Below are 26246 nucleotides of genomic sequence, written 5' to 3' on the forward strand. Positions count from 1 at the left end.
GATCAGTTGCCTTCCACCCAGGCCAGCACCTCGGTCAGGCGCTCGAACGAATCCTCCAGGTCTTCCTTCGCCGCCATCGCGACCTCCGGCAGCGCCGTCACTTCGACCGTGTTCAGGATGACCACGTCCTGCGAGTTGTAATAGACGACGCGCCAGGTATTGGGCACGCGCGTGTTGGTGATGCGGCAGTTGCCGTAGCCGCGCGACAGGATGAGCACGCGGCCGGTGCCGAGGTGGTGGTCCATGAAGCCGATGTCCTCGTTCGACATCGGCAGCAGGGTCAGATTCACGACGTGCGCCGGCTTGCCCGGCTTCCAGCCGCGCCACTGGTCCTCGATCTCGGCCAGCAGCGCCGGCGCGTTCTGCACATTGGGCGGCAGCGCGCCCTGCCAGCGCGGCACGGTGAACCACAGGTCGTCGGCGGCCGAGGTGCGCAGCACTTGCGGTATCGCGCCGACCTCCATCGTGTCGGACACCACCCGCCCGTCGTCACTGACGATGACGCGCCAGACGCCGGCGAACACGGACTCCTGCACCGCCACGTGGTGCGCGGCGTCGCCTTCGGTGCGCACCTGCGCGCTCACTTCGCCCTCGCCCATGACCTGGTTGATCAGCTTCAGGTCCTCGGGCGGCAGCCGGGTCAGGTCGATGCTACGGTTGCGGCCGTCGTTGCGGGTGGCATCGAGACAGGCCAGCACGTCGCGCAGCGCCAGATGCGCCTGTTCGTGGCCGACCAGCTCTTCCGGCTCCGGCAGGATGGGCGGACGAAAGGTTTCCATGCCCTGCGGCATGTTGATGTACTGCAGCGTTTCGTCCTCGACCTGGGTGCCCGGGCCGATGACGGCGACCGGAATCGGGAATGCGGGAAATTCTTTCACGTGCTGTACTCCGCTCAGTGACAGGAAGAATCGGATGCGCTGCCATTGCGCACCGGGATACCGATGGTGGGCGCACGCGACGCGGCCATCGCCAGCGCTTCGGCGACGCGCTCGACATAGACGTCCCAGTCGAGCATGCCGGACAGCACGGTGACGTACTGGCCGTCGCGCACGAACACCAGCGCCGGCCAGCGGATCGAGCCGTAGCGTTTGGCAATGGCGTCCTCGTGTTCGCGGACGGCGACGCCGACGGCGAAGCGCTGCGCGAAGTGCTGGCGCAGTTCGGGCAGCACCACCGCGACGTCGAGCGCTTCCGGGAAGCGCACCGGGTCGCCGGCCAGCAGGATGACGCGGTCGCCGCCGGCGGCCGCCCAGTCGGCGACGTTGTCGGCGGTGAGCCAGGTCGCGCCGTGCGCGCTGACCAGGCGGTCGATCAGCGGCGACACCGCTGCCGGCGCGGCGACCGGCAGTGTGACGAGCGCTTCGGATGATGCGGCTTCGATGCTCATGCGATTTCTCCCTGCGTGGTGTCGTGCGAGTTGTCGTGCGAGTTGTCCTGCACTTCCGGGCGGGCGCCGGACAGCGCCCGCAGTTGTTCGCTGCTCATCGCCGACGGCAGTGCGAAGGCGGCAGCGCCGTCGCCACCTTCGCCCTGCATGACGGCTTCGATCAGGTCCAGCGTGGCGTCGACTTCGCGCGCACGCTCGACCGCAATGCGTTCCTGCGCGCTGTCGAGAAACACCAGCAGCCATTCGCCGATCGCCACGTCACCGACCAGCGCGGTACGCACGCGGCGCAGGCCGAGACGGCCGACGCACTGCGCGTGCCCGGCCTCGACCGCCATCACCTGCATTGGAATGCCCAGGCACACGGCTCAGCCCTCCAGCGACGGAAAGAAGCGGGCATCGCCGCTGCGGCAGGCGACGTCTTCCGGCGGGCGCTCGCCTTCGTAGCGCGTCAGTTCGAGCTCGGCGAAGGTGATGCACTCGCGCTCGGTCAGCGGCGTGGTGCGCGGCACCGGCCGGGCGCCCCAGCGACGCAGCGTGTCCAGCCCGAGCGCCAGCGCTTCGTCCATCGCCCGGCGCACCGAGGGGCGCAGGCTGCCGCCGTAGTCCTCCAGCTCTTCCGGCTGGCAGCCGATCAGCAGCACTTCGCGCGGGTACTGACCGGTCAGCTGAGCCAGCATCAGCACCTCCTGGAAACCGGTCTGGTGCAGGCTCATTTTCTTCGCGCCCATGAAGCGCGGCACGTCGTCGTTGGCGATGCACTTGAGCGTGCCCGGCTCGAGGCCGTAGTCGATGGCGTCGAAGATGAGCAGGCAGTCGGCCGCCTGCACGTGCTGCACCAGATAGAGGCCCTGGGTGCCGCCGTCGATCAGCTGCACTTCCGGGGCGTCAGCGGCGCCGTCGTCGAACTCGACGCGCTGCTGCAGCGCTTCGACGCAGCGCACGCCGAAGCCTTCGTCGGCCCACAGCACATTGCCGATGCCGAGCACGACGATGCTGTCACGGAGTGGGTGACAGCTGCATCCGGACGGATTCGGGTTCATGGTCGGACCTTCCTTCGGAAAAAATCAGTGAGCGCCGCGCGGAAGCGTGGCGTGAGGAGCGGCGCGCAGCGCCTTCCAGGCGTGGAAGCTGTCCCAGGCGGACTGCAGCGCCAGCCAGAAGGCGGCGTCGGTGCCGAACAGCAGTGCGCAGCGGATGGCGGTGTCGGGCGTCATCGCGCGCTGGCCGTGCACGATCTCGTGCAGACGGCGGCGCGACATGCCGAGCGCGCGAGCAGCTTCGCTCTGCGACATGCCGAGCGGTTCGAGGAAATTGCGCGAAAGAAATCGTCCCGGATGCCACGGCGCACGCACCGGGATGCCGGCGGGTACGCGTTGCAGCGGTGACAGTCCGGGACGCAAGGGGTGCACAACGAGCCTGCTTTCGCTTGAGGAGGCGGTGGGCATGTCCGCCGCTGCGGCGCGTGCTGCGAGCGAGGTGGCGGCGGACATGGCGTCAGTCCTTGAAGGTGCGGTGGCCGGAAATCATCGTGCTCACCACGCTGGAGCGGCCCATGATGTCTTCGCGGATGGCCGCATAGACATGCAGGATGATGAACACGATGAGCGCCCACATGCCGAGGTGGTGCCAGGTATGCACGTCCTGCGACTGGCCCATCAGCGGAATCACCCAGCCGAACAGCCGCTCCTGCCACGAGCCCATCTGCGCGCCTTCGCCGTACAGCGCGAAGCCGGTGCAGATCATGAACACGGTGAGCACCAGGTAGCCGAAGAACATCGCGAAGCGCGCCAGCGGGTTGTGACCCACGTAGCGGCCCGGACGCGGGCTCATGAAGGCGTACCACTTCAGCATGCCGAGCACTTCGACCCAGTAGGCCTTGGTCAGCAGCGGCACCCAGTACAGCTCGCGTGCGTGGTGGTTGCCGACGATGGCCCAGTAGGTACGGCCGAGCAGCCCCACCGCCAGCACGTAGCCGGCGGCGAAGTGGGCGAAGCGGATGTAGCCCATCAGGAAGTTGGCGCTGGCTTCACCCGGCTGCGTCGGCAGCGGCGAGCCGATGAAGTAGCCGGTCAGCGCGAGCACCGTGATCGCCAGCGCGTTGATCCAGTGCCAGATGCGCACCGGGGCTTCATACACGTAGACCGACTTGATCGAGCGGCCGTGGGCAACCGCCCCCTCGTCAATACCGGTGGCGTGGGACAGCTTTTCAGTAGTTGCGGACATCTGTCGTCTCCCGCGGTTGGGTGCTTCAGATGCGCGACGCGAACATGAACAGGCCGGCGGCGCCGACACCTGCCGCCTGCACGCGCCAGACCCAGGCCGGCACGCGCGCCAGCCAGCTGCCGGCGACCAGACCGACCGCGTGCAGCAGGGCCGAACCGAACATGAAGCCCGCAGCGTAGGCAGCGAAGGAACTGCCTGCCGCCCACTCGGCGCCATGCGCCACGCCGTGCAGCGCACCGGCGGCCGCAAGCAGCGCGAAGCCGGCGACTGCGGGCAGCTGACGACGTGCCAGCAGCAGCACGCCGAACAGCGCGACGCTCAGTGCGACACCGGCTTCGACGAAAGCGCCGGCACCGGTCTGCACGCCGATCAGGGCACCGGCCAGCAATGCGAGCAGGAAGAAGGCCGGGCCGGCCAGGCGATGCGCGGCCGGCAGGGCCGCCGCCGACCACACGCCGACCGCAATCATCGCCAGCAGGTGATCGACACCGGCAAAGGGATGCGCCAGACCCGCCGCCAGACCGTGTGCGCCGTGACCTTCATGCGCCTGGGCCGCACCGGCTGCCAGCATCAAAGCCACGGCAGCGCCGCGACGGAGCATTTTCGTATTCACAGTGTTTCCTCCGGATGTGTTGTTGTCGTGGTGCGCGCTTCAGCGCACCTTCACCGTGGTCAGTTCCTGGCCGTCCTCGCTCATCACGTGCGTCGAGCAGGCGAGGCAGGGGTCGAAGGAATGCAGCGTGCGCAGGATTTCGACCGGCTGTTCCGGGTTCACCATCGGCGTGTTCATCAGGCTGGCCTCGAAGGCGCCGATCTGGCCCTTGGTGTCGCGCGGGCTGCCGTTCCAGGTGGTCGGCACGACGCACTGGTAGTTCTCGATGCGGCCGTCCTTGATGCGGATCCAGTGGCCCAGCATGCCGCGCGGCGCGGCCACCGTGCCGACGCCCTTGGCTTCCTTCGGCCAGGTCTTCGGGTCCCACTTCTCGACGTTGGCGGTGCTGGTGTCGCCGGCCTTGATGTTGCCGATCAGCTGCTTGTAGTCGTCCATCATCATTTCGGCGGCGTACTGGCTTTCCAGTGCGCGGGCCAGGGTGCGACCGATGGTGGTGGGCAGCAGCTGCTTGGCGCTGAAGCTGGTTTCCGGCAGGCCGAGCGCCTTCGGGATGGCGCTGTTGATGGCGACTGCCGACTCATCGACCTGCTGCTTCACGCGCTGGCACCACTTGTTGCCCTTGGCGGCGTGCGCATAGCCGAGGATGTAGCGCGACAGCGGGCCGACCTCGACCGCGTGGCCGCGCCAGCGCGGCGACTTGATCCACGAGTACTTGGCGCTCTCGTCGATCTCCTCGATGTTGGTGCGGCTGCCCTTGGTCTTGTCGCCGAGCACGTAGTTCGGCTCGGTCACGCCGTCCCACGGGTGCAGACCCTTGGATTCGTCGGCGTACTTGTACCAGCTGTGATTGACGAACTCCTGCACCTGCTCCGGGTCACGCGGGTCGATTTCGTGGATCTCGTCCCAGTTGCCGTTGAGGATGACGCCGCCCGGAAGCTGGTGCGTGCTGTGGTCGTAGGGCACCTTCTCGTAGGTACCGTAGTCGGCCACGTTGGTGGCGGAGAGGCCGCCGCCATACAGCCAGCCGGCCTGCTTGTAGATCGTGCCGATGGCGAGCACGTCCGGCACGTAGACGTTGTTGTTGAACTCGATCATCTCCTTGATGCGCGCCTCGACGAAGTTCAGGCGTTCCATCGTGATCGGGGCACCGACCGCGCCGTCGCCGTCGATGTTGATGGCGCAGGGCACCCCGCCCACCAGGTAGTTCGGGTGCGGGTTCTTGCCGCCGAAGATGGTGTGCACCTTGACCCACTCCTTCTGCAGGTCGAGCGCTTCGAGGTAGTGGGTGACCGCCATCAGGTTGGCTTCCGGCGGCAGCACATAGGCCTTGCTGCCCCAGTAGCCGTTCATGAAGGGGCCAAGCTGGCCGCTTTCGACGAACTTCTTCAGCCGGTTCTGGATGTCGCGGAAGTAACCGGGCGAGGACAGCGGGTGCGACGGCGACACCATCTGCTGCAGTTCGCTGGTCTTCTTCGGATCGGCCTTCAGCGCCGACACCACGTCCACCCAGTCGAGCGCGTGCAGGTGATAGAAGTGCACCGCGTGGTCATGCACCTGCAGCGTCTTCGCCATCATTTCGCGGATCAGGTGCGCATTCAGCGGAATCTTGATGCCCAGCGCGTCTTCCACCGCGCGCACCGAAGTCAGCGCATGACAGCCGGTACAGACGCCGCAGATGCGTTCGACGAAGGCCCAGGCATCGCGCGGATCGCGACCCTTCAGGATCACTTCGAGGCCGCGCCACATGGTGCCGGTCGACACCGCGTTGCGGATGACGTTGTTGCTGTCGACATTCACCTCGCATCGCATGTGACCTTCGATGCGGGTGACCGGGTCGACGACGATGCGCCGGCCCGAATTGTCCATATTGAAACCCTGTGTTTCGTAAGCACCCATCTTCGTATCCTTTGCTGGAGCAGGGACTGCCCTCATCGACGCCAGCCCTCAGCGCTGGCGCGGGGGCAGGGTTCGCGATCAGTGATCGACCGTCGTCGTCGAGCCGTTGTCGTGCTTGTGCGAGGCGCGCTTGATCGCCGATACCGCGGCGTGCGCCACCGCGGCCGCACCGACCACACCGGCGGCGGTCGCGCCGACCTGGTCGGCGTTGGCTTCGATGCCGAACTGGTGGATGTCGGTCAGGCGGTCGTAGAACGAACCCTTGTCCCAGAAGCCGTCTTCCGAGCAGCCGATGCAGCCGTGGCCAGCCTGGATCGGGAAGCTCGTGCCTTCGTTCCAGCGCACGGTGGAGCAGGCGTTGTAGGTGGTCGGGCCCTTGCAGCCGACCTTGTAGAGGCAGTAGCCCTTGCGCGCGGACTCGTCGTCCCAGGCTTCGACGAACTGGCCGGCGTCGAAGTGCGGACGGCGGTAGCACTTGTCGTGAATGCGCTGGCTGTAGAACATCTTCGGCCGGCCCTGGCGGTCCAGCTCGGGGATGCGGTCGAAGGTGAGCATGTAGGTGATGACGCCGGTCATCACCTCGGCGATCGGCGGGCAGCCCGGCACCTTGATGATGGGCTTGTCGAAGATGACCTTGTGCACCGGGGTGGCCTGCGTCGGGTTCGGCTTGGCCGCCTGCACGCAGCCCCAGCTGGCACAGGAACCCCAGGAGATGATGGCCTTGGCGTCCTTGGCAACGTGCTTGAGCTGGTCGATGAAGGGCTTGCCGCCGATGATGCAGCTCATGCCATCCTGGTTCAGCGGCGGGTTGCCCTCGACCGCCAGGATGTAGTTGCCCTTGTACTTGGTCATGATCTCTTCGAGGATCGCCTCGGCCTGGTGCCCTGCGGCGGCCATCAGCGTGTCGTCGTAGTCGAGCGAGATCATCGACAGCACCACGTCCTTCGCCAGCGGGTGGGCCGAGCGGATGAAGGATTCGGAACAGCAGGTGCATTCCAGACCGTGCAGCCACAACACCGGGGTGCGCGGCTTGGTTTCCATCGCGTGGGCGATCTGCGGCACGAAGGCCGGGCCGAGGCCGAGCGAGGTGGCCGTCAGCGAACAGTACTTCAGGAAACTGCGGCGCGAGATGCCCTGCCGGCGCATCACCTCATAGAAGGTTTCCATCCTGGTCTCTCTCCTGTGCTTCTTGTTGTCTTGGGCCCCTCGCCTGCGCCGCACGCCATGTTTCCGGCGAGCCGTGTGCTCACGGACCTCGAAACACCGCGGACGAACCGTCGATTCGCACGGGTGGGTGGTGGCTACTAACAAGTTGCGGGCCAGCCGGGTTTTCTGCGCCGCAGCAAAAATATTGATGTAGATCAAGGCATTGATCTGCATCGGAAAAGATATGCGAAGCGAGGGTGGGGCGCGGGTGCGTCGACGAACCGTGGTGCAAGCACATCTGCCGATTTCCGCCCGCGTCTGGCAAGCACGCTTCCACCGGCCGCGGGACGGTCGGGCGCAGCCCTTATGGGAGCGGCCTTGGCCGCGACAGGGCCGCCTTAATCCGTCGGCTTCGATGCGGGCTGCTGTCGGGGTCAGAAGACCCCTCCCACAGAATCCATGCCCAAGCGGCGACAGCGGAAACCCGACATACCGGCAAGTTGCCTGGGTGGATTAGAATCCCGACCCTCCGAACGGACCCGTCCGCCCGGAACACCCGCAGGTTCTGTCCAGCCGCCGCCACAAGCGGGGGTGCAAATCTGTCGTCTACCCCACTGAAACGGAGAGATCACCGTGTCCGGCCTTCTGCCCAATGTCGATCCCGAAGGACTGCTCGAATATTCGGTCGTCTATACCGACCGCGCGCTGAACCACATGTCCGCCGCCTTCCAGGGCGTCATGAAGGACATTTCGCGCGTACTGAAGCAGGTCTACAACGCCAAATTGGCCGTCGTCGTGCCGGGCAGCGGCACCTTCGGCATGGAAGCCGTGGCGCGCCAGTTCGCCACCGACCAGAAGGTGATGGTGATCCGCAACGGCTGGTTCAGCTTCCGCTGGACGCAGATCTTCGACATGGGCCGCATCCCGTCGGAGCAGATCGTGCTGAAGGCGCGCCAGCCGGAGCCGGGTTCGCAGAAGGCGTTCGCGCCGGCGCCGGTCAAGGAAGTCGTCGCCGCCATCCTCGAACAGAAGCCCGCCGTGGTGTTCGCGCCGCAGGTCGAAACCTCGGCCGGCATGCTGCTGCCGGACGACTACCTGCGTGAAGTCGCCGCCGCGGTGCGCGAGGTCGATGGCCTGTTCGTGGTCGACGCCATCGCCGCCGGCACGCTGTGGGTGGACATGGGCGCGCTCGGCATCGACATCGTCGTGTCGGCTCCGCAGAAGGGCTGGAGCGGTTCGCCCTGCGCCGGTCTGGTCATGCTGGGGGAACGCGCCCGTGCGCGCATCGACGGCACCACCAGCACCAGCTACGCCGCCGACCTGAAGAAGTGGCTGCAGATCATGGAAGCCTACGAGAACGGCGGCCACGCCTATCACGCGACGCTGCCGACCGACGCGCTGACCAAGCTGCGCGACGTGATGCTGGAAACCGAGCGCTACGGCTTCGACAAAGTGAAGGCCAACCAGATCGAACTGGGCCGCCAGATCCGTGCGCTGCTGGAAGCCAAGGGCTTCGACAGCGTTGCCGCCGAAGGCTTCAAGGCGCCCTGCGTGGTGGTGAGCTACACCAGCGATCCGGATATCCAGTCGGGCAAGAAGTTTTCCGCCCAGGGCCTGCAGATCGCCGCCGGCGTGCCGCTGCAGGTGGACGAACCGGCCGACTTCCGCACCTTCCGCGTCGGCCTGTTCGGTCTGGACAAACTGCAGAACGTCGAGCGCACCGTGCAGAGTTTCAAGGCGGCGCTGGACAAGGTCGCCGGCTGAGAACCCGGCAGCCGGCGAGGCCGGCTTCTGTGGGAGGGGTCTTCTGACCCCGACAGCGGCTTGCATCGAAGCCGGCGGACAGCGACGGCCGTGTCGCGGCCAAGGCCGCTTGTATGTTCTGCCGTGGCAAGCGTAGGAATAGCTTGTCGGGCGGAGGGACCGAGTCCGGATCTGACGGCAAGTACGTACAGACAGTGGGAGAGATGTCCCGCCCTCACCCCAAGCACCGATCAGGAATCCATCGGACCGTGTTGCCGCGGTACCGTCCATACCCTGCAAGCCAGTGCTGTGGTGAATCCCGACAAGCCTTTTGAACCTTAGTCGGGAGGGCCCCATCGTGACAAGTCAGAACGAGGCAGTGTGCTTTGGCATCGATATCTCCAAGCACTGGCTGGACATCGCCGAGCACCCCAGCGCGCAGGTGACGCGCATCGACAACACGGCTGCGGCCATCCGCGGCTGGTTGCGTACGCTACCGAAAGGCAGCCAGCGCATCGCCTGCGAATCGACCGGCACCTATCACCGCACGCTCGTCGAGCTGCTCATCGGCGCCGGACATCAGGTGTTTCTGATCGACGGCTTCAAGCTGTCCCGGTACCGCGACACCGTGGGCCAGCGCGCCAAGACCGATCGGCACGACGCACGCCTAATCGCCCGCTACCTCGCGCACGAGGGCACGGATCTGCGCCCGTTCTCGCTCCCGGCGCCCGCGGTCACCGCGCTGCGCAGCCTGCTGCGTCGGCGCGCAACCGTAGTGCGCAGCCTGGGTCGCATCCGTCAGAGCATGGAAGATCTGCCCGGCTTTGGTCGCGAAGTGCGCGTGGCCCTGGCGCGGCTCACCGCATTGATCAAACGGTTCGAACAGCGCATCGCCTCGCTGATCAACGAAAGCGGATGGACGGAGCCGTACCGGCGCATCCTGAAGATCGAAGGTGTTGGCGCGCTGACCGCCGCTGGCCTGTGCGCGGCCTTCCATCGCGCTCCCTTCAGCGGCGCGGACGCCTTCATCGCCTTCCTCGGCCTGGACGTCAGCGTGCGCGATTCGGGCAAGAAGACCGGACGCCGAGCGCTGAGCAAGAAGGGCGATTCGGAGATGCGTCGCCTGCTCTACAACGCCGCCATGGCGGCCAGCCGGTCCTCGACCTGGCAGCCCTTCTACCAGCGCATGCTCGAGCGCGGATTCAGCCGCACCCAGGCGCTCGTTGCGCTGGCCCGAAAGCTCGCGCGCGTTGCCTTCTCACTGATGAAGAACGCTGCCGACTATGTCCCGAAACAGCATGAAAACGCTTGCGGCGGAACATAGAATCTCCCACAGGGAATGCGCCCGATCCACGACTGAGTCTGGGCCGGGGTTCTGTGGGAGGGGTCTTCTGACCCCGACAGCGGCCCGCATCGAAGCCGGCGGACAGCGGCGGCCGCATCGCGGCCAAGGCCGCTCCCACACAAGCACTTCCGGGTCGCGGGGCTGGACCGTCCCTAGCCCGACAGAGGCGGAAGGTCCGCCCCGGCACCTGCCGCACACACCTGCATCGCCAGTCCCGGTGCGCGGGAAAGCTGGTCCTGCACGTGCTGCTGGCCGTGGTCGATCAGGAAGCGCTCGAATTCCTGGCCGATGCGGGTGAGCTGGCGCGACGCCAGCCGGATCACATACCACTCGCGTTCTATCGGGTTGCCGGCCACCGGCAGCAGCGCCAGTTCGCCCGATTCCAGTTCGTGCCGGCAGATGTGCTGCGACATGAAGGCGAGGCCGAAGCCGGCGGCACACATCTGCTTGATCGCCTCGTTGCTCGACAGCTCGGAACCGATGCGCAGACTCAGATCCGCCTCGCGGAACAGCTGCTCCAGCGTAGTGCGGGTGCCGGAGCCGCGTTCGCGCACCAGCAGATCCTCTTTCGCCAGATCGCGCAGCACCAGCCGCTTGCGCGCCATCAGCGGGTGGGTCGGTGCGGCGACGAAGGCCATGGTGTGGCGGGCGAAGGGCGTGGCCACCGTTTTCAGGTCCTTCGGCGGCCGACCCATGATGACCAGATCGACCTCCTGCATCGTGAGCAGGCGCACGATCTCGTCGCGGTTGCCCACCTTGAGCTTCACCTCGACATTCGGCTGTTCGCGCGCAAACACGACGAGCATGCGCGGCACCAGGTATTCGGCGGTGGTGACCACGCCGATGCGCAAGCGGCGCGACACCACGCCGCGATAGGCCGCCATTTCGTCGCCCACCTCTCGCCACAGGTCGAGGATGCGCGCAGCGTACTCGGCCATCAGCTCGCCGGCGCCGGTCAGGCGGATGCCACGCCCCTCGCGTTCCAGCAGCGGCGTGCCGGCGGATTCTTCCAGCAGCTTGAGCTGTATCGACACCGCGGGCTGGGTCAGGTGGATTTCGCTGGCCGCGCGCGACACGCTGCCCAGACGGGCGACCGCGTGCAGCGCTGAAAGCTGGCGTAGCGTGGCGTTCTTGAGCATGGGCAATCTCCTGCGGGCCGGAAAGGGACATCCGGACCATTACAAGTTGCGCGCCAGCCTGGTCACGGGCGCGCAAAAGTGCGCCTCATGAATGCCAAGTCATTGATAAACAAAAGCTGATATATGCACTGCGGCAGCGCCGCAGCGGGCCGGCCCGACAACGTGCATTGCAGCCGCAGCCCCGCACCGCAAGCGGCGCTTGCAGTGAACGCGACCGATGCGGCAGCGCAGCATCCACTTTCCAGCCCCCGTCTGACATAAGCCTAACTTAATCGAACAAGGAAAAAAACAAACTTTTCTTATCCATAACCCTTCCCCAGACTGGATTCAAAGCCGGGCTCCCACCGGCCAACGACCGCATCCAACAGGAGGAAGACATGGGCGACATGAACACGCCGCAGCAGATCACCGACGCCAAGAAGCGCTATTCGGCCGGCGTCCTGAAATACGCGCAGATGGGCTACTGGGACGGCGATTACCAGCCGAAGGACACGGACATCCTGGCGCTGTTCCGGATCACGCCGCAGGACGGCGTGGACCCGATCGAAGCCGCCGCCGCCGTGGCCGGCGAGTCGAGCACCGCGACCTGGACCGTGGTGTGGACCGATCGCCTGACCGCCTGCGACATGTACCGCGCCAAGGCCTACCGGGTCGATCCGGTGCCCAACACCCCGGGTCAGTACTTCTGTTACGTCGCCTACGACCTGTCGCTGTTCGAGGAAGGGTCGATCGCCAACGTGACCGCCTCCATCATCGGCAACGTGTTCTCGTTCAAGCCGCTGAAGGCCGCCCGGCTGGAGGACATGAAGTTCCCGGTCTCGTACGTGAAGACCTTCTCCGGCCCGCCGACCGGCATCGTGGTCGAGCGCGAGCGCCTGGACAAGTTTGGTCGCCCGCTGCTGGGCGCCACCACCAAGCCCAAGCTGGGTCTGTCCGGCCGCAACTACGGTCGCGTGGTGTACGAAGGCCTGAAGGGCGGTCTCGATTTCATGAAGGACGACGAGAACATCAACTCGCAGCCCTTCATGCACTGGCGCGACCGCTTCCTGTTCGTGATGGACGCGGTGAACAAGGCCTCCGCCGCGACCGGCGAGGTGAAAGGTTCCTACCTGAACGTCACCGCCGGCACGATGGAAGAGATGTACCGGCGCGCCGAATTCGCGAAGGAACTGGGCTCGGTCATCGTCATGGTTGACCTGGTGGTGGGCTGGACCGCCATCCAGTCGATGTCGCACTGGTGCCGCCAGAACGACATGGTGCTGCACATGCACCGCGCCGGTCACGGCACCTACACGCGGCAGAAGAACCACGGCGTCAGCTTCCGCGTCATCGCCAAGTGGCTGCGTCTGGCCGGCGTCGACCACCTGCACACCGGCACCGCCGTGGGCAAGCTGGAAGGCGATCCGCTCACCGTGCAGGGTTACTACAACGTGTGCCGCGACACCCACACCAAGGTCGACCTGCCGCGCGGCATCTTCTTCGACCAGGACTGGGGCGCGCTGCGCAAGGTGATGCCGGTGGCCTCCGGCGGCATCCACGCCGGCCAGATGCACCAGTTGCTGGACCTGTTCGGCGATGACGTCGTGCTGCAGTTCGGCGGCGGCACCATCGGTCATCCGCAGGGCATCCAGGCCGGTGCGACCGCCAACCGCGTGGCGCTGGAAGCGATGGTGCTGGCGCGCAACGAAGGCCGCGACATCAAGGCCGAAGGCCCGCAGATCCTGCGCGACGCAGCCAAGTGGTGCACGCCGCTCGCGGCCGCCCTCGATACCTGGGGCGACATCACCTTCAACTACACCTCGACCGACACCTCGGACTTCGTGCCGACGCCGTCCGTCGTCTGACCCGCCCTCCCCTGTGGGAGCGAGCTTGCTCGCGATTCCGGCCTCGAATCGCCGCCGGAAGATCGATGCCGACCGCATCGCGAGCAGAGCGCGCTCCCACGGAACCGCTACGTCACCGAATTCAGGAGAAATACCATGCGCATCACCCAAGGCACCTTTTCCTTCCTGCCCGACCTGACCGACGCGCAGATCCGCGCCCAGGTCGAGTACTGCCTGGCCAACGGCTGGGCGATCGGCATCGAGTACACCGACGATCCGCACCCGCGCAACACCTTCTGGGACATGTTCGGCAATCCCATGTTCGACGTGCATGACGCGGCGGCGATCATGATGGAAGTGAAGGCCTGCCGCGACACCTTCCCGCAGCGCTACATCCGCGTCACCGCCTTCGACTCGACGCACGGCACCGAGTCGGTCGTGCTGTCCTTCATCGTCAATCGCCCGGACGCCGAGCCGGGCTTCCGTCTCATCCGTACCGAAGAACCGGGCCGCACCGTGCGCTACTCGATCGAGAGCTACGCCGTGCAGGCGCACCCGGAAGGCGCGCGCTACTGAGCGCCGCTGCATGCATCCGCAGCGCCGCGGAAGGCCCGCGCCTTCCCGCGCTCGCGGACCCGCACTTCTTGAGTTGAGAGGCAGACACCATGGACACCGCCACCCTCGCCACCGCCGCGGAAGGACTCGAAGCGGCCAGCTCGCCGCGTTCGATGTTCGCCTCGTCCGGCGTGCAGGCGCTGCTTGAACAGCTCGACGCCGAGCTGGTCGGGCTGGCGCCGGTCAAGGGCCGTATCCGCGACATCGCAGCGCTGCTGCTGATAGACCGGCTGCGCGCGCAGCAGGGCCTGCAGTCGCAGCCGCCGTCGCTGCACATGTGCTTCACCGGCAACCCCGGCACCGGCAAGACCACGGTCGCGCTGCGCATGGCCGAGGTACTGCGCCAGCTCGGCTACGTGCGCAAGGGCCATCTGGTCGCCGTGACGCGTGACGACCTGGTCGGCCAGTTCATCGGCCACACCGCGCCCAAGACCAAGGAAGTGATCAAGAAGGCGATGGGCGGCGTGCTGTTCATCGACGAGGCCTATTACCTCTACCGGCCGGAGAACGAACGCGACTACGGACAGGAGGCGATCGAAATCCTGCTGCAGGTGATGGAGAACCACCGCGACGACCTGGTGGTGATCCTCGCCGGCTACCGCGACCGCATGGACACCTTCTTCTCCAGCAACCCCGGAATGGCCTCGCGCATCGCGCACCACATCGATTTCCCGGACTACAGCGAAGACGAGCTGATGCGCATCGCCGAACTGATGCTGTCCGGCCTGAACTATCGCTTCGACGGCGAGGCGCACGAGGCCTTCGCGCGCTACGTGCGGCTGCGCCGCCAGCAGCCCCACTTCGCCAACGCGCGCTCGGTGCGCAACGCGCTTGACCGCATCCGCCTGCGCCACGCCACCCGGCTGTTCGATCTCGACGCGGCGCCGACGCGCGACGCGCTGTGCACGCTGGAAGCGGGCGACGTGCTGGCCAGCCGCGTTTTCGCCGCCAACGGAAAGGATGATTTCCATGCGTCTTGATGCCCTCATCTTCGACGTCGACGGCACGCTGGCCGACACCGAAGAAGCCCACCGCACCGCCTTCAACCTCGCCTTCGAACAGCTCGGCACCGGCTGGAAGTGGTCGCGCACCGATTACCGCCGTCTGCTGTCGACCACCGGCGGCAAAGAACGCATCGCGCGCCACATCGCCTCGCTCGACCTGACCGACGGCGAGCGCGCCGAACTGATCGCGCGCATTCCGCAGCTGCACGCGGCCAAGACCCGCTTCTACAGTTCGGTGGTGCGCGACGGCGCGGTGCCGCTGCGCCCCGGCATCGCACGGCTGCTCGACGAAGCGGCGGCAGCCGGCTGCCGCCTGGCCATCGCCAGCACCACCACCGCGGTGAATATCGACGCGTTGCTGCACGCCACGCTGGGCGGGCGGGCGCTCGACCTGTTCGGCGTCATCGCCTGCGGCGACCAGGTGGCCGCGAAGAAGCCGGCGCCCGACATCTACCTGCTGGCACTGCAGCACCTGGGCGTGCGCGCCGACCACGCCATCGCCTTCGAAGATTCGGCCAATGGCCTGCGCGCCGCGACGGCGGCCGGTCTGTGGACCGTGGTCACGCCCACCTTCTGGACCGAGGACCACAACTTCGACGACGCCGGACTGCTGCTGCCGCAGCTGGGCGACCCGACGACGCCGCTGGCCGGCGAACCCGGCACGCGGCTGCGCGAACGCGCCTGGCTCACCTTCGGCGAACTGAACGGTCTGCGCGAAGGCGCGCTGTCATGAGCGGACTGCGCATCGCACCCAGCCTGCTGTCGGCCGATTTCGCGCGGCTGGGTGAAGAGGTCACGGCGGTCATCGAAGCCGGCGCCGACCTCATCCATTTCGACGTGATGGACAACCACTACGTGCCCAACCTGACGGTCGGGCCGCTGGTGTGTCACGCGATCAGACCTTACGCCACGGTGCCGATCGACGTGCACCTGATGGTGAAGCCGGTCGATGCACTGATCCCGATGTTCGCCGACGCCGGCGCTTCCATCATTTCCTTCCACCCAGAAGCGAGCGAGCACATCGACCGCACGCTGCAGCTCATCCGCAGCCACGGCGTGAAGGCCGGGCTGGTGCTGAACCCGGCGACGCCGCTCAGCGTGCTCGACCATGTGCTGGATCAGCTCGACCTGGTGCTGCTGATGTCGGTGAACCCGGGCTTCGGCGGCCAGCGCTTCATCGAGTCCGCACTGCCGAAGATCGAGGCGGTGCGTCGGCGCATCGACGCCTGCGGCCGCGACATCTGGCTCGAAGTCGATGGCGGCGTCAATGCCGACAACGCAGACCGCGTCGCTGCCGCCGGCGCCGACACGCTGGTCGCCGGCTCCGCCGTATTCACCGGCGGCCGCTATGCCGATTCCATCCGCACGCTGCGCGAACGCGCCCTCGCCGGCCGCGCGCAGACCTTCGCCCACGAGTCCTCCCATGCCTGACAAGAACATCCCCGACCTGAGCCGCATCCACGCCATCGCCTTCGATCTCGACGGCACGCTGGTCGACAGTGCCGCCGACATCTGGCACGCGCTGAACTTCGGCCTGTCGCAGGCCGGCCTGCCCAATGTCGACCTCGTCACCGTGCGCGGCTGGATAGGCGGCGGGCCGGACAAGCTGATCTCGCGCGCGATCGACCACCTCGGCCTCGCGCACAGCGACGGCACGCTGCACGCGCGTCTGCGCGCCGACTTCGACCGCGCCACGCTGCAGGCGCCGCTCGATCACGGCATGGTCTATGACGGCATAGAGGAAATGGTCGAGGGCCTGTACGCCATCTGCCCGCTGGTCGTGGTGACCAACAAGCCGACGCCGCTGGCGCGCGCGGTACTCGCCGCCGCCGGCCTGCTGCCCTTCATGTCCGCGGTGTATGGCGGCGACCGCAGTGAATTGCTCAAACCCTCGCCGGCCATGCTCGACGCCGCCGCCGCGCGCCTCGCCGTGAAGCCGGCGCAACTGCTGATGGTCGGCGACAGCGCAGCCGATCTGCTGGCGGCGCAGGCCGCCGGCTGCCCGGTGGCGCTGGTCGGCTGGGGCTACGGGGCGCACGCCAGCGCACCCGGCGTCACGCCGTGGCCGGTCGGCTCGCCGTCGCAGCTGCTCGCGCAGATGAGCGCGCGCTTCGAGGAAGAGACCGAATAGGCAACACAGGCATACCGGCGCAGCGCCGCACAGACGGCGCACGCATCCACGCATTCACATCAAGGGAGGAGAGTCTCATGCCCACAGGCGGACGCACCACGCTGGTCCAGTACCTGATCGAAGAACGCCGCCGTCATCCGGAGGCGACCGGCGACCTCAACGCGCTGATCACCGACGTGGCGCTCGCCTGCAAGGCGATCTCACGCAAGGTGGCTTTCGGCGGCCTGGCCGGCGTTCTTGGCTCGGCCGGCAGCGGCAATGTGCAGGGCGAGGAACAGAAGACGCTGGACGTGCTCAGCAACCAGATCTTCCTGCGCGCCAACGAATGGGGTGGCCACGTCGCCGCGATGGCGTCGGAGGAGCTGGACGACATATCGCTGCCGCCGGGCCAGTACCCGCGCGGCAAGTACCTGCTCGCATTCGACCCGCTCGACGGCTCGTCCAACATCGACGTGAACGTGTCGGTCGGCAGCATCTTCTCGATCACCCGCGCGCCCGATCCGGCGCGCGAAGCGACCGCCGCCGACTTCCTGCAGCCGGGCCGCGAGCAGGTGTGCGCCGGCTACGCGATCTACGGCCCGTCCACCATGCTGGTGATCACGCTGGGCAGCGGCACGCACGGCTTCACGCTGGACCCGGTGCTCGGCGAATGGGTGCTCAGCCACCCGGACCTGAAGGTGCCTTCGGCCACCCGCGAATTCGCGATCAACGCGTCGAACAGCCGCTTCTGGGAGCCTGCCGTACGCCGTTACGTCGACGAATGCCTGGCCGGCCGCACCGGCCCGCGCGAAGCCGATTTCAACATGCGCTGGATCGCCTCGCTGGTGGCGGAAACCCACCGCATCCTGATGCGCGGCGGCGTCTTCCTGTACCCGAAGGACAACAAGGATCCGGCCAAGCCCGGCCGCCTGCGCCTGCTTTATGAAGCCAGCCCGATCTCCTTCCTGATCGAACAGGCCGGCGGCCGCGCCAGCACCGGCCGCAGCCGGCTGATGGACGTGCAGCCGGACGCGCTGCACCAGCGCATCGGCTTCGTGTTCGGCTCGGCCGACGAGGTCGAGCGCATCGAGGCCTACCACCGCGAACCGCCGCCCGACAGCTTCCAGTCGCCGCTGTTCGGCAAGCGCGGCCTGTTCGCCGACATCGTCTGAACGCACACCCGATTCCGCATCCTTCCGCGAGGTTTTCCATGTCCGCGAAACACCCCATCGTCGCCATCACCGGTTCGTCCGGTGCCGGCACCTCGTCGGTCACCCGCACCTTCGAGAACATCTTCCGCCGCGAGAACGTGTCGGCCGCAATCATCGAAGGCGACAGCTACCACCGCTACGACCGCGCCGAAATGAAGAAGGCCATGGCCGAAGCGGAAGCCGGCGGCCGTCCGCACTTCAGCCACTTCGGCGAAGACGCCAACCTGTTCGCCGAGCTCGAACAGCTGTTCCGCGACTACTCGGAAAGCGGTACCGGCCACAGCCGCAAGTACCTGCACAACGACGAAGAGGCCGCACCGTTCAAGCAGCCGGCCGGCACCTTCACGCCCTGGGAACCGCTGCCGGACAGCGAACTGCTGTTCTACGAGGGCCTGCACGGCGGCGTGAAGACAGAACATGTTGATGTATCCCGGTACGCCGATCTGCTGATCGGCGTGGTGCCTGTCATCAACCTCGAGTGGATCCAGAAGATCCACCGGGACCGCAGCACCCGCGGCTATTCCACCGAAGCCGTGACCGACGTCATCCTGCGCCGCATGCACGACTACGTGCATTACATCTGCCCGCAATTCACGCGCACCCACATCAACTTCCAGCGCGTGCCGGTGGTCGATACCAGCGACCCCTTCATCGCGCGGACGATACCCACCGCCGACGAAAGCCTGGTGGTGATCCGCTTCGCCAACCCGCGCGGCTTCGACTTCCCCTACCTGCTCAGCATGCTGCACGACTCCTTCATGTCGCGCGCCAACACGCTGGTGGTGCCGGGCGGAAAGATGGAACTGGCGATGCAGCTCATCTTCACGCCGATGATCCTGCGCCTGATCGAACGCCGCCGTCAGCTGCGCGCCGCCTGACAGATTCCGAGGACTTCCCATGAACGACGCGAACCTCTTTCTCCGCACCCAGTGCGCCAACGCCATCCGCGCACTGGCAATGGACGCCGTGCAGGCCGCCAACTCCGGTCACCCGGGCATGCCGATGGGCATGGCCGACATCGCCGAGGCGCTGTGGCGCCACCACCTGAAGCACGACCCGGCCGATCCGCAGTGGCCGGACCGCGACCGCTTCGTGCTGTCCAACGGCCACGGCTCGATGCTGCTGTACGCGCTGCTGCACCTCAGCGGCTACGACCTGCCGATGGACGAACTACGCCGCTTCCGCCAGCTGCATTCGCGCACGCCGGGCCACCCGGAAGTCGACATCACGCCGGGTGTGGAAACCACCACCGGCCCGCTCGGCCAGGGCATCGCCAACGCGGTCGGCATGGCACTCGCCGAGAAGCTGCTCGCCGCCGAGTTCAACCGGCCCGGCCACAACGTGATCGATCACCGCACCTGGACCTTCGTCGGCGACGGCTGCCTGATGGAAGGCATCAGTCACGAAGTGTGCTCGCTGGCCGGCACCTGGAGGCTGAACAAGCTGGTCGTGTTCTATGACGACAACGGCATTTCGATCGACGGCGACGTAAGCGGCTGGTTCACCGACGACACGCCGGCGCGCTTCGAGTCTTATGGCTGGACGGTCATCCGCAACGTCGATGGCCACAGACCGGTCGCACTCGACGCGGCGATCGAAACCGCGCTCGGCAGCGACAAGCCGGTGCTGATCTGCTGCGAAACGCGCATCGGCCAGGGTTCGCCCAATCGCGCCGGCACCGCCAAGGCGCACGGCGAGGCGCTGGGCGAGGCGGAGATCGCGCTCACCCGCGCAGCGCTGGGCTGGACCGCCGCGCCGTTCGAGATTCCCGCCGCGCTGCAGGCCGCCTGGTCGGCGCGAGAGCGCGGCGCCGCGGCACACCGCAGCTGGCAGCAGCGCCTCGACAACTACGCCAAGGCCTTCCCCGAACTGGCGGCCGAGCTGCGTCGCCGGCTGAAGAGCGACGCCACGCTGTCGTCCGCCGCGCTGCGCGCGCTCGAAGCCGCCTGCGAAGCGGCCGAGGCGCGCGCCGCCTCGGTGGCCACACGCAAGGCTTCGCAGGACACGCTGCACATCATCGCCCCGGCGATGCCCGAGCTGCTCGGCGGCTCGGCCGACCTGACCGGCTCCAACCTGACCGACTGGAAGGGCAACCGTCCGTTGAAGGGTGATGGTACCGGCAACCACGTGCATTACGGCGTGCGCGAGTTCGGCATGGCGGCGGTGATGAATGGCGTAGCGCTGCACGGCGGCTACCGGCCCTACGGCGGCACCTTCCTCACCTTCTCCGACTACGCGCGCAACGCGATACGCATGTCGGCGCTGATGCATCTGCCGGTCACCTATGTATTCACGCACGACTCGATCGGCCTCGGCGAGGACGGCCCGACCCACCAGCCGGTCGAGCACGCGGCCAGCCTGCGCCTGATTCCGAACGTCGACGTGTGGCGGCCCTGCGACGCCACCGAAACCGCGGTCGCCTGGCGCGAGGCGCTTCGCCGCGGTGCCAGCACGCAGCCCGGCCCGGCCTGCCTGCTGCTGTCGCGCCAGGCGCTGCCGCACGCCGGTGACGGCAGCGTGCGCATCGACGACATCGCGCGCGGCGGCTATGTGCTGCGCCAGCCGCGCGACGAACAGCTGTGCCTGATCGCCACCGGCTCCGAGGTCGGCATCGCGCTGCTGGCCGCCGAACTGCTGGCGGCCGAAGGCATCGCGGCGCGCGTGGTATCCATGCCCTGCGTCGAGGCTTTTGAGCGGCAGGACGCGCGCTGGCGCGACGAGGTCATCCCGCGCCAGCTGCCGCGGCTGGCCATCGAAGCGGGCTGCACCGCGCAATGGTGGAAGTATGTCGGCGAGGCCGGTGTCAGCGGCGACGTCGTCGGCCTCGACCGCTTCGGCGAGTCGGCGCCGGCCGGCCTGCTGTTCAAGCACTTCGGCATCACGCCGGAAGCGGTGGCCGCGCGCGCCCGCGCACTGGTGGCGGCGCACGGCGCGGCGCACGCCGAGCGCGAAGCGCTGACGGCCGGCTGATCGTGACGCCGACCCGCATCGCCATCGACGGCAGCGGCCGTCTCGCCGCCAGCGTGCTGCGCGCGCTGGCCGGCCGCGACGATTTCGAACTGGTCGCGCTGAACGCGCCGCCCGGCAGCAGCGACGCCGATGCGGACGTCGGGGGTGCCGACGTTCCGCGACTGCGCGAGCGCGACACCCGCCGCCTGCCGTGGAAGCGGCACGCGGTGGACGTCGTGCTCGACTGTGCCGGCGGCGACGCACGGGCGCACCTGCAGGCCGGCGCGCGCAAGGTGTTGAGCTGCGCGCCGGCCGGGGCAGCGGCGGACGCCACCGTCGTCTATGGCATCAACCACGGCGCGCTGCGCGACAGCCACCGGCGCGTGCACAGCGCCTGCCGGGCCACGCACTGCATCGCGCCGGTGGCACGCGTGCTGCACGATGCGCTCGGCATTTCCAACGCGATGCTGACCGCCGTACACAGCCGGCCGCACGACGTGGATGCGGGCGGCCTGCCGCAACGCACGGGTGCGGCCGAACACCTGCACCGCGTGCTGCCGGAGCTGGACCACTGCTTCGACGAAACCGAACCGATGCGCATCCCCGGCGTGCACGCGTCGCTGATCGGCATGGTGTTCGTCGCCGAGCGCACCACCTCGGTGGAAGAGGTGAACACGCTGATGCAGGCTGCCGCCTTCGGCGACTGGGCCGACATCGTGCGCTACGGCGACACGCCCTTCACCACCGCGCTGTCCGAGCGCGACACCCGCTCCTGCATCTTCGAATCCGGCTGGACCCAGGTGTCTGGCCGCGTCGTCAAAGTGTGCGCCGGCTACCGCGGCGACCTCGGCTACGCCCACCGCGTGGTCGACACCGCCCGCGCCATGCACCGCCTCTGACCCCCAGCCCCTCATCCCCAATCCCTAGCCCCTAAGGAAAAGACCATGCCCATGATTTCCCTGCGTCAGCTGCTCGACCACGCCGCCGAACACGGCTACGGCGTGCCCGCTTTCAACATCAACAACCTGGAACAGATACAGGCCATCATGCAGGCGGCGCAGAAGGTGAATGCGCCGGTCATCCTGCAGGCCTCGGCCGGCGCGCGGAAGTACGCCGGCGAGCCCTTCCTGCGCAAGATGGTCGAAGCGGCGGCTGAAATGTATCCGGACATCCCGGTCGTCATGCACCAGGACCACGGTGCCAGCGCCGCGGTGTGCGTGCAGGCCATCCGCTCCGGCTTCACCAGCGTCATGATGGACGGCTCGCTGATGGAGGACGCGAAGACGCCCGCCAGCTACGAGTACAACGTGGACGTGACCCGCCGCGTGGTCGACATCGCGCACGCGGTCGGCGTGTCGGTCGAAGGCGAACTGGGCTGCCTCGGCTCGCTGGAATCCGGCACCGCCGGCGAGGAAGACGGCGTGGGTGCGGCCGGCGTGCTCACCCATGAACAGATGCTGACCGACCCGGAACAGGCGGCCGACTTCGTCGCCGCCACCGGCGTCGACGCGCTGGCCATCGCCATCGGCACCAGCCACGGCGCCTACAAGTTCAGCCGCAAGCCGACCGGGGACATCCTCGCCATCGACCGTATCAAGGCCATCCACGCACGCATCCCGAACACCCACCTGGTCATGCACGGCTCCAGCAGCGTGCCGCAGGACTGGCTGGGCATCATCCGCGAGCATGGCGGCGACATCCGCGAAACCTATGGCGTACCGGTCGAGGAAATCCAGGAAGGCATCCGCCACGGCGTGCGCAAGGTGAATATCGACACCGACATCCGCCTCGCCATGACCGGCGCCATGCGCCGCGCGATGGCGAAGGACCCGTCCGAGTTCGACCCGCGCAAGTTCATGAAGGACGCCATGACCGCCGCCCGCGACCTCTGCATCGAACGCTTCGAAGCCTTCGGCTGCGCCGGCATGGCCGGGCGCATCGTACTGCGCAAGGCGGCCTGATCATCGCGAAAACACACCCTCGTAGGAGCGGTCTTCTGACCGCGACCGCGGCGCCTGACTGGGAGGCAGCACTCGATCACAAGCCCCGTCGGGGTCAGAAGACCTCTCCCACAAAACCCGGTCCAGGCTCGGGCCGCGGAACAAGAGCACGCCCTCTGTAGGAGCGGTCTTCTGACCGCGACTGCGGCGCCTGAGCGGGAGGCGGTGCTTGATCACAAGCCCCGTCGGGGTCGGAAGACCCCTCCCACAGAACCCCGGTCCAGGCTCGGGCCGCGGGTCGAGAGCAGACCCCCTGTAGGAGCGGTCTTCTGACCGCGACCGCTGCGCCTGAGCGGGAGGCCGTGCTTGATCACAGGCCGCGTCGGGGTCGGAAGACCCCTCCCACAGAACCCCGGTCCAGACTCGGGCCGCGGAACAAGAGCACGCCCCCTGTAGGAGCGGTCTTCTGACCGCGACTGCGGCGCCTGAGTGGGAGGCAGCACTCGATCACAAGCCCCGTCGGGGTCAGAAGACCCCTCCCACAAAACCCCGGTCCAGGCTCGGGCCGCGGGTCGAGAGCAGACCCCTTGTAGGAGCGGTCTTCTGACCGCGACCGCTGCACCTGAGCGGGAGGCCGTGCTTGATCACAGGCCGCGTCGGGGTCAGAAGACCCCCCCCACAGAACCCCGGTCCAGGCTCGGGCCGCGGGTCGAGAGCAGACCCCTTGTAGGAGCGGTCTTCTGACCGCGACCGCGGCGCATGAGCGGGAGGCGGTGCTTGATCACAGGCCGCGTCGGGGTCAGAAGACCCCTCCCACAGAACCCCGGCCGCGGGTCGGGCGCACTTTCTGTGGGAGCGGCCTTGGCCGCGACAGGGCCCTCGCAGTCCGCCGGCTTCGATCCACGATGCAGTCGGGGTCGGAAAACCCCTTCCGACATCGATGCAAGCGCGATCAGGTAAGCGAGGCAGCCGCCGGCAGTTCGAGCACGAATTCGGCGCCGCCGTCCGGGTGGTTGCGGGCGACCAGTGTGCCGCCGTGCTGTTCGACGATGCCGTAGCTGATGGACAGGCCGAGGCCGGTGCCCTTGCCGACCGGCTTGGTGGTGAAGAAGGGTTCGAAGATGCGCGACAGGTATTCGTCCGGAATGCCCGGGCCGTTGTCGCGCAGGGTCATGCGGACGCGGTCGCCTGCGACGCCGCAATCGATGGACAGTTCGGCGACGCGGCCGTCGGCACCGGCGGCGTCGCAGGCGTTCTGCAGCAGGTTCATCACCACCTGCTGCAGCTGGCCGGCGCTGCCCATGACGACGCAGGGCGCGCCGGCATCCCAGTACATGTCGACGGCGGCGGTGGTGCCCTTGCGTATCCAGTGGATGGCGCGCTCGATCACGGCATTCAGGTCGACCGCGGTGCGACCTTCCGGGTCCACCGCCGAGAAACGCTTCAGGCCGTTCACGATGTCGGCGGTGCGCTGCGCGCCTTCCATCGTGCCTTCGATCAGCGAGGGCAGATCCTTCAGCAGGTGCTCGATGCGCAGCTTGGTGCGCAGTTCACCCAGTTCCTCGTCGGAAGCGCCCGCATGCACCGCGTCGATATAGCGGCCCATGCGCTCGCTGTACTTCTTCAGCGCATGAACATTGCCGAGCACGAAGCTGATCGGGTTGTTCAGTTCGTGCGCAACGCCGGCCACCAGACGGCCGAGCGAGGCCATCTTCTCCGAGTGCAGCAGTTGCTGCTGCGCCAGCTTCAGCGCCTCGTGCGCCTCACGCAGCTCGTGGTAGGCGCGCTTCAGTTCGGCCGTCGGGCGGCCGACGAACACGGTGCCGGCGCGCTTGCCGTTGCGTGCGAAACGCGGCGTCAGATTGGTGTCGACCGGCACCGGGCGGCCCTCGCCGTCGCGCAGATTCAGTTCGACCGCCTGCCCGCGGCGCGACGGGTTGGCGTCGTCGAGCACGCTGCGCATGCGCGCGCGGCTGTCGTCGTCGGCGAGCAGCGCAAACACCGGCGTGCCGCGCAGTTCGTCGTCGCTGCGGCCGACCAGTTCGCACAGCGCGGCGTTGGTTTCCTCGATCTCGCCGCGCTCGTTGCACACCAGCAGCACGTCCGACATCGCGGACATGACGCTGAAGATGAACTGCTGCGACTGCTCCAGCTCGACGTTCTTCTGTTCGAGCGCGATTTCGTCGCTGACCAGCTGCGAATACACCTCGTCCATGCGCTGGATCACGTCCAGCCAGGTCGATTCGTCCACGCCTTCGATGTGGGCGCGTGCGATCAGGGCGTCGGTGTCGGCGGGCTTGGGCAGGTCGGTCATCGTGGCGGCGCCAGGGTCAGCGGGCGCTGCGGCCGGCGGCGCGTCGCCAGTGACCGGGCGGCAGGCCGAAGCGCTGGGTGAAACGGCGGGTGAACGCCGACTGGTCGGCGAAGCCGGTGTCGAGCGCGATGTCGCCGAGTGCGCGCGTGCTGTCGTCGAGCAGCGCGAGCGCGGCATCCAGGCGCAGGCGGATCAGGTAGCGGTGCGGCGGCTCGCCGAAGGCGTCGACGAAGAGATCGTGGAAGCGGCGCGGACCATAGCCGAAGCGGGCTGCCAGTTCCTTCAGCGGCGGTGCGTCGCCGGCGTGGCGACGCAGCCAGCCGTCGATGCGGGCAACCGGGAAACGGCGCGCGTCGTCGTCGGTCGGTGCGGCGTGCAGACGCTGCGCCAGATCGTCGGCAAAACGGGTCGCCAGCAGCCAGTGACGCGGCCGCGACACGCGCTCTCCGGCCAGCCCGAGCAGCGGCTGCACGCGCCGGCGCAGCGCGGCGTCGATGGCGAAAGCGCGCGGACGGCGGAACAGCGACGCCGGCAAGGCGACCGACGCTGCCGGCAGGTCGACCACCAGCTGGCGGTTGGCCGCGTCCAGCCCGCGGTAGTCGTGCCGGGTGCCGGCCGGAATCAGCAGCCCGGCGCCGGCATCGACCCGGTGCAAGTGACCGTCGAGCTCCAGCTCGGTACCGCCGTCGCCGCCCAGCACGACCTGGTGGAAGTCGTGCGCGTGCCCGGCCGGTTCGGCCGCGTAGCAGCGGGTATCGACGTTGGGATCGGCAGCGTGCATGACATGA

Annotated in this window: 25 protein-coding genes; 13 read left to right on the plus strand and 12 right to left on the minus strand. The window is 67.6% G+C overall.

The window, feature by feature from the left end:
- Positions 1-2 precede the first annotated feature (2 nt).
- From METFAM1_RS0114235 to METFAM1_RS0114275, 9 genes are all read right to left on the minus strand, one after another.
- Entirely contained in the window at positions 3-878 is an 876-nt protein-coding gene (locus METFAM1_RS0114235) for a hydrogenase expression/formation protein (RefSeq protein ID WP_019916019.1), read from the minus strand.
- A 14-nt stretch (positions 879-892) separates the two neighbouring features.
- Positions 893-1387 (minus strand): thioredoxin domain-containing protein, encoded by a 495-nt coding sequence (locus tag METFAM1_RS0114240; protein ID WP_019916022.1) that lies wholly within the window; start codon positions 1385-1387, stop codon positions 893-895.
- A complete protein-coding gene (locus METFAM1_RS20215) occupies positions 1384-1749 on the minus strand; it encodes a HypC/HybG/HupF family hydrogenase formation chaperone (protein ID WP_024300714.1) in 366 nt (121 codons plus the stop codon). Before METFAM1_RS20215 ends, METFAM1_RS0114240 begins: the two co-directional genes overlap by 4 nt.
- Positions 1750-1752: 3 nt before the next feature.
- Entirely contained in the window at positions 1753-2427 is a 675-nt protein-coding gene (locus METFAM1_RS0114250) for a HyaD/HybD family hydrogenase maturation endopeptidase (protein ID WP_019916024.1), read from the minus strand.
- A gap of 24 nt (positions 2428-2451) precedes the next feature.
- The gene (locus METFAM1_RS0114255) at positions 2452-2877 is read right to left on the minus strand and encodes a HigA family addiction module antitoxin (protein ID WP_019916025.1); all 426 of its coding nucleotides are present in this window, start codon (positions 2875-2877) and stop codon (positions 2452-2454) included.
- Positions 2878-2881: 4 nt separating this feature from the next.
- Positions 2882-3610, minus strand: coding sequence for a Ni/Fe-hydrogenase, b-type cytochrome subunit (gene cybH, locus METFAM1_RS0114260; protein ID WP_019916027.1), 729 nt, complete (start codon positions 3608-3610; stop codon positions 2882-2884).
- A gap of 25 nt (positions 3611-3635) precedes the next feature.
- A complete protein-coding gene (locus tag METFAM1_RS0114265; protein WP_232419879.1) occupies positions 3636-4181 on the minus strand; it encodes a HupE/UreJ family protein in 546 nt (181 codons plus the stop codon).
- Positions 4182-4262: 81 nt separating this feature from the next.
- The gene (locus tag METFAM1_RS0114270) at positions 4263-6119 is read right to left on the minus strand and encodes a nickel-dependent hydrogenase large subunit (RefSeq protein ID WP_019916029.1); all 1857 of its coding nucleotides are present in this window, start codon (positions 6117-6119) and stop codon (positions 4263-4265) included.
- A 78-nt stretch (positions 6120-6197) separates the two neighbouring features.
- On the minus strand, positions 6198-7286 hold the full coding sequence (locus tag METFAM1_RS0114275) for a hydrogenase small subunit (RefSeq protein WP_019916030.1): 1089 nt from the start codon (positions 7284-7286) through the stop codon (positions 6198-6200).
- Positions 7287-7898: 612 nt separating this feature from the next.
- Between METFAM1_RS0114275 and METFAM1_RS0114280 the strand changes: the two genes are divergently transcribed.
- Together METFAM1_RS0114280 and METFAM1_RS0114285 are read left to right on the plus strand one after the other, a co-directional pair.
- Positions 7899-9029, plus strand: coding sequence for an aminotransferase class V-fold PLP-dependent enzyme (locus METFAM1_RS0114280; protein ID WP_019916031.1), 1131 nt, complete (start codon positions 7899-7901; stop codon positions 9027-9029).
- A gap of 358 nt (positions 9030-9387) precedes the next feature.
- The gene (locus METFAM1_RS0114285; RefSeq protein ID WP_019916032.1) at positions 9388-10332 is read left to right on the plus strand and encodes an IS110 family RNA-guided transposase; all 945 of its coding nucleotides are present in this window, start codon (positions 9388-9390) and stop codon (positions 10330-10332) included.
- A 173-nt stretch (positions 10333-10505) separates the two neighbouring features.
- Here the strand turns inward: METFAM1_RS0114285 and METFAM1_RS0114290 are convergent, their stop codons facing one another.
- The gene (locus METFAM1_RS0114290; protein ID WP_019916033.1) at positions 10506-11492 is read right to left on the minus strand and encodes a LysR family transcriptional regulator; all 987 of its coding nucleotides are present in this window, start codon (positions 11490-11492) and stop codon (positions 10506-10508) included.
- A 377-nt stretch (positions 11493-11869) separates the two neighbouring features.
- Between METFAM1_RS0114290 and METFAM1_RS0114295 the strand changes: the two genes are divergently transcribed.
- The 11 genes from METFAM1_RS0114295 to fba all read left to right on the plus strand — a co-directional run bounded on the left by METFAM1_RS0114295 (position 11870) and on the right by fba (position 23165).
- Complete coding sequence (locus tag METFAM1_RS0114295) at positions 11870-13336, plus strand: form I ribulose bisphosphate carboxylase large subunit (RefSeq protein WP_019916034.1); 1467 nt, start codon at positions 11870-11872, stop codon at positions 13334-13336.
- A gap of 135 nt (positions 13337-13471) precedes the next feature.
- Complete coding sequence (locus METFAM1_RS0114300) at positions 13472-13891, plus strand: ribulose bisphosphate carboxylase small subunit (RefSeq protein WP_019916035.1); 420 nt, start codon at positions 13472-13474, stop codon at positions 13889-13891.
- Between the two features lie 89 nt (positions 13892-13980).
- Positions 13981-14910, plus strand: coding sequence for a CbbX protein (gene cbbX / locus METFAM1_RS0114305; protein ID WP_019916036.1), 930 nt, complete (start codon positions 13981-13983; stop codon positions 14908-14910).
- Positions 14900-15667 carry an HAD-IA family hydrolase gene (locus tag METFAM1_RS0114310; protein ID WP_019916037.1) on the plus strand — a complete coding sequence of 256 codons (768 nt, stop codon included), beginning with the start codon at positions 14900-14902 and terminating at the stop codon, positions 15665-15667. The genes cbbX and METFAM1_RS0114310 overlap by 11 nt, the downstream gene beginning before the upstream one ends.
- Complete coding sequence (rpe, locus tag METFAM1_RS0114315; protein ID WP_019916039.1) at positions 15664-16365, plus strand: ribulose-phosphate 3-epimerase; 702 nt, start codon at positions 15664-15666, stop codon at positions 16363-16365. The genes METFAM1_RS0114310 and rpe overlap by 4 nt, the downstream gene beginning before the upstream one ends.
- A complete protein-coding gene (locus METFAM1_RS0114320) occupies positions 16358-17065 on the plus strand; it encodes an HAD-IA family hydrolase (RefSeq protein WP_019916041.1) in 708 nt (235 codons plus the stop codon). Before rpe ends, METFAM1_RS0114320 begins: the two co-directional genes overlap by 8 nt.
- A gap of 77 nt (positions 17066-17142) precedes the next feature.
- A complete protein-coding gene (locus METFAM1_RS0114325; protein ID WP_019916042.1) occupies positions 17143-18216 on the plus strand; it encodes a class 1 fructose-bisphosphatase in 1074 nt (357 codons plus the stop codon).
- 38 nt (positions 18217-18254) lie between these two features.
- On the plus strand, positions 18255-19133 hold the full coding sequence (locus METFAM1_RS0114330; RefSeq protein ID WP_019916043.1) for a phosphoribulokinase: 879 nt from the start codon (positions 18255-18257) through the stop codon (positions 19131-19133).
- A gap of 19 nt (positions 19134-19152) precedes the next feature.
- Positions 19153-21225 carry a transketolase gene (gene tkt / locus METFAM1_RS0114335; RefSeq protein ID WP_019916046.1) on the plus strand — a complete coding sequence of 691 codons (2073 nt, stop codon included), beginning with the start codon at positions 19153-19155 and terminating at the stop codon, positions 21223-21225.
- Between the two features lie 2 nt (positions 21226-21227).
- Entirely contained in the window at positions 21228-22103 is an 876-nt protein-coding gene (locus METFAM1_RS0114340; RefSeq protein WP_019916047.1) for a hypothetical protein, read from the plus strand.
- A gap of 45 nt (positions 22104-22148) precedes the next feature.
- Complete coding sequence (fba, locus tag METFAM1_RS0114345) at positions 22149-23165, plus strand: class II fructose-bisphosphate aldolase (protein WP_024300718.1); 1017 nt, start codon at positions 22149-22151, stop codon at positions 23163-23165.
- A gap of 931 nt (positions 23166-24096) precedes the next feature.
- Here fba and METFAM1_RS0114350 read toward each other — a convergent pair.
- Both METFAM1_RS0114350 and METFAM1_RS0114355 read right to left on the minus strand, forming a co-directional pair.
- Positions 24097-25458, minus strand: coding sequence for a sensor histidine kinase (locus METFAM1_RS0114350; RefSeq protein ID WP_019916049.1), 1362 nt, complete (start codon positions 25456-25458; stop codon positions 24097-24099).
- A gap of 16 nt (positions 25459-25474) precedes the next feature.
- Entirely contained in the window at positions 25475-26239 is a 765-nt protein-coding gene (locus tag METFAM1_RS0114355) for a helix-turn-helix transcriptional regulator (RefSeq protein ID WP_019916052.1), read from the minus strand.
- Between the last annotated feature and the right edge of the window lie 7 nt (positions 26240-26246).

This window comes from Methyloversatilis discipulorum (assembly GCF_000527135.1).
GTDB lineage: Bacteria > Pseudomonadota > Gammaproteobacteria > Burkholderiales > Rhodocyclaceae > Methyloversatilis > Methyloversatilis discipulorum.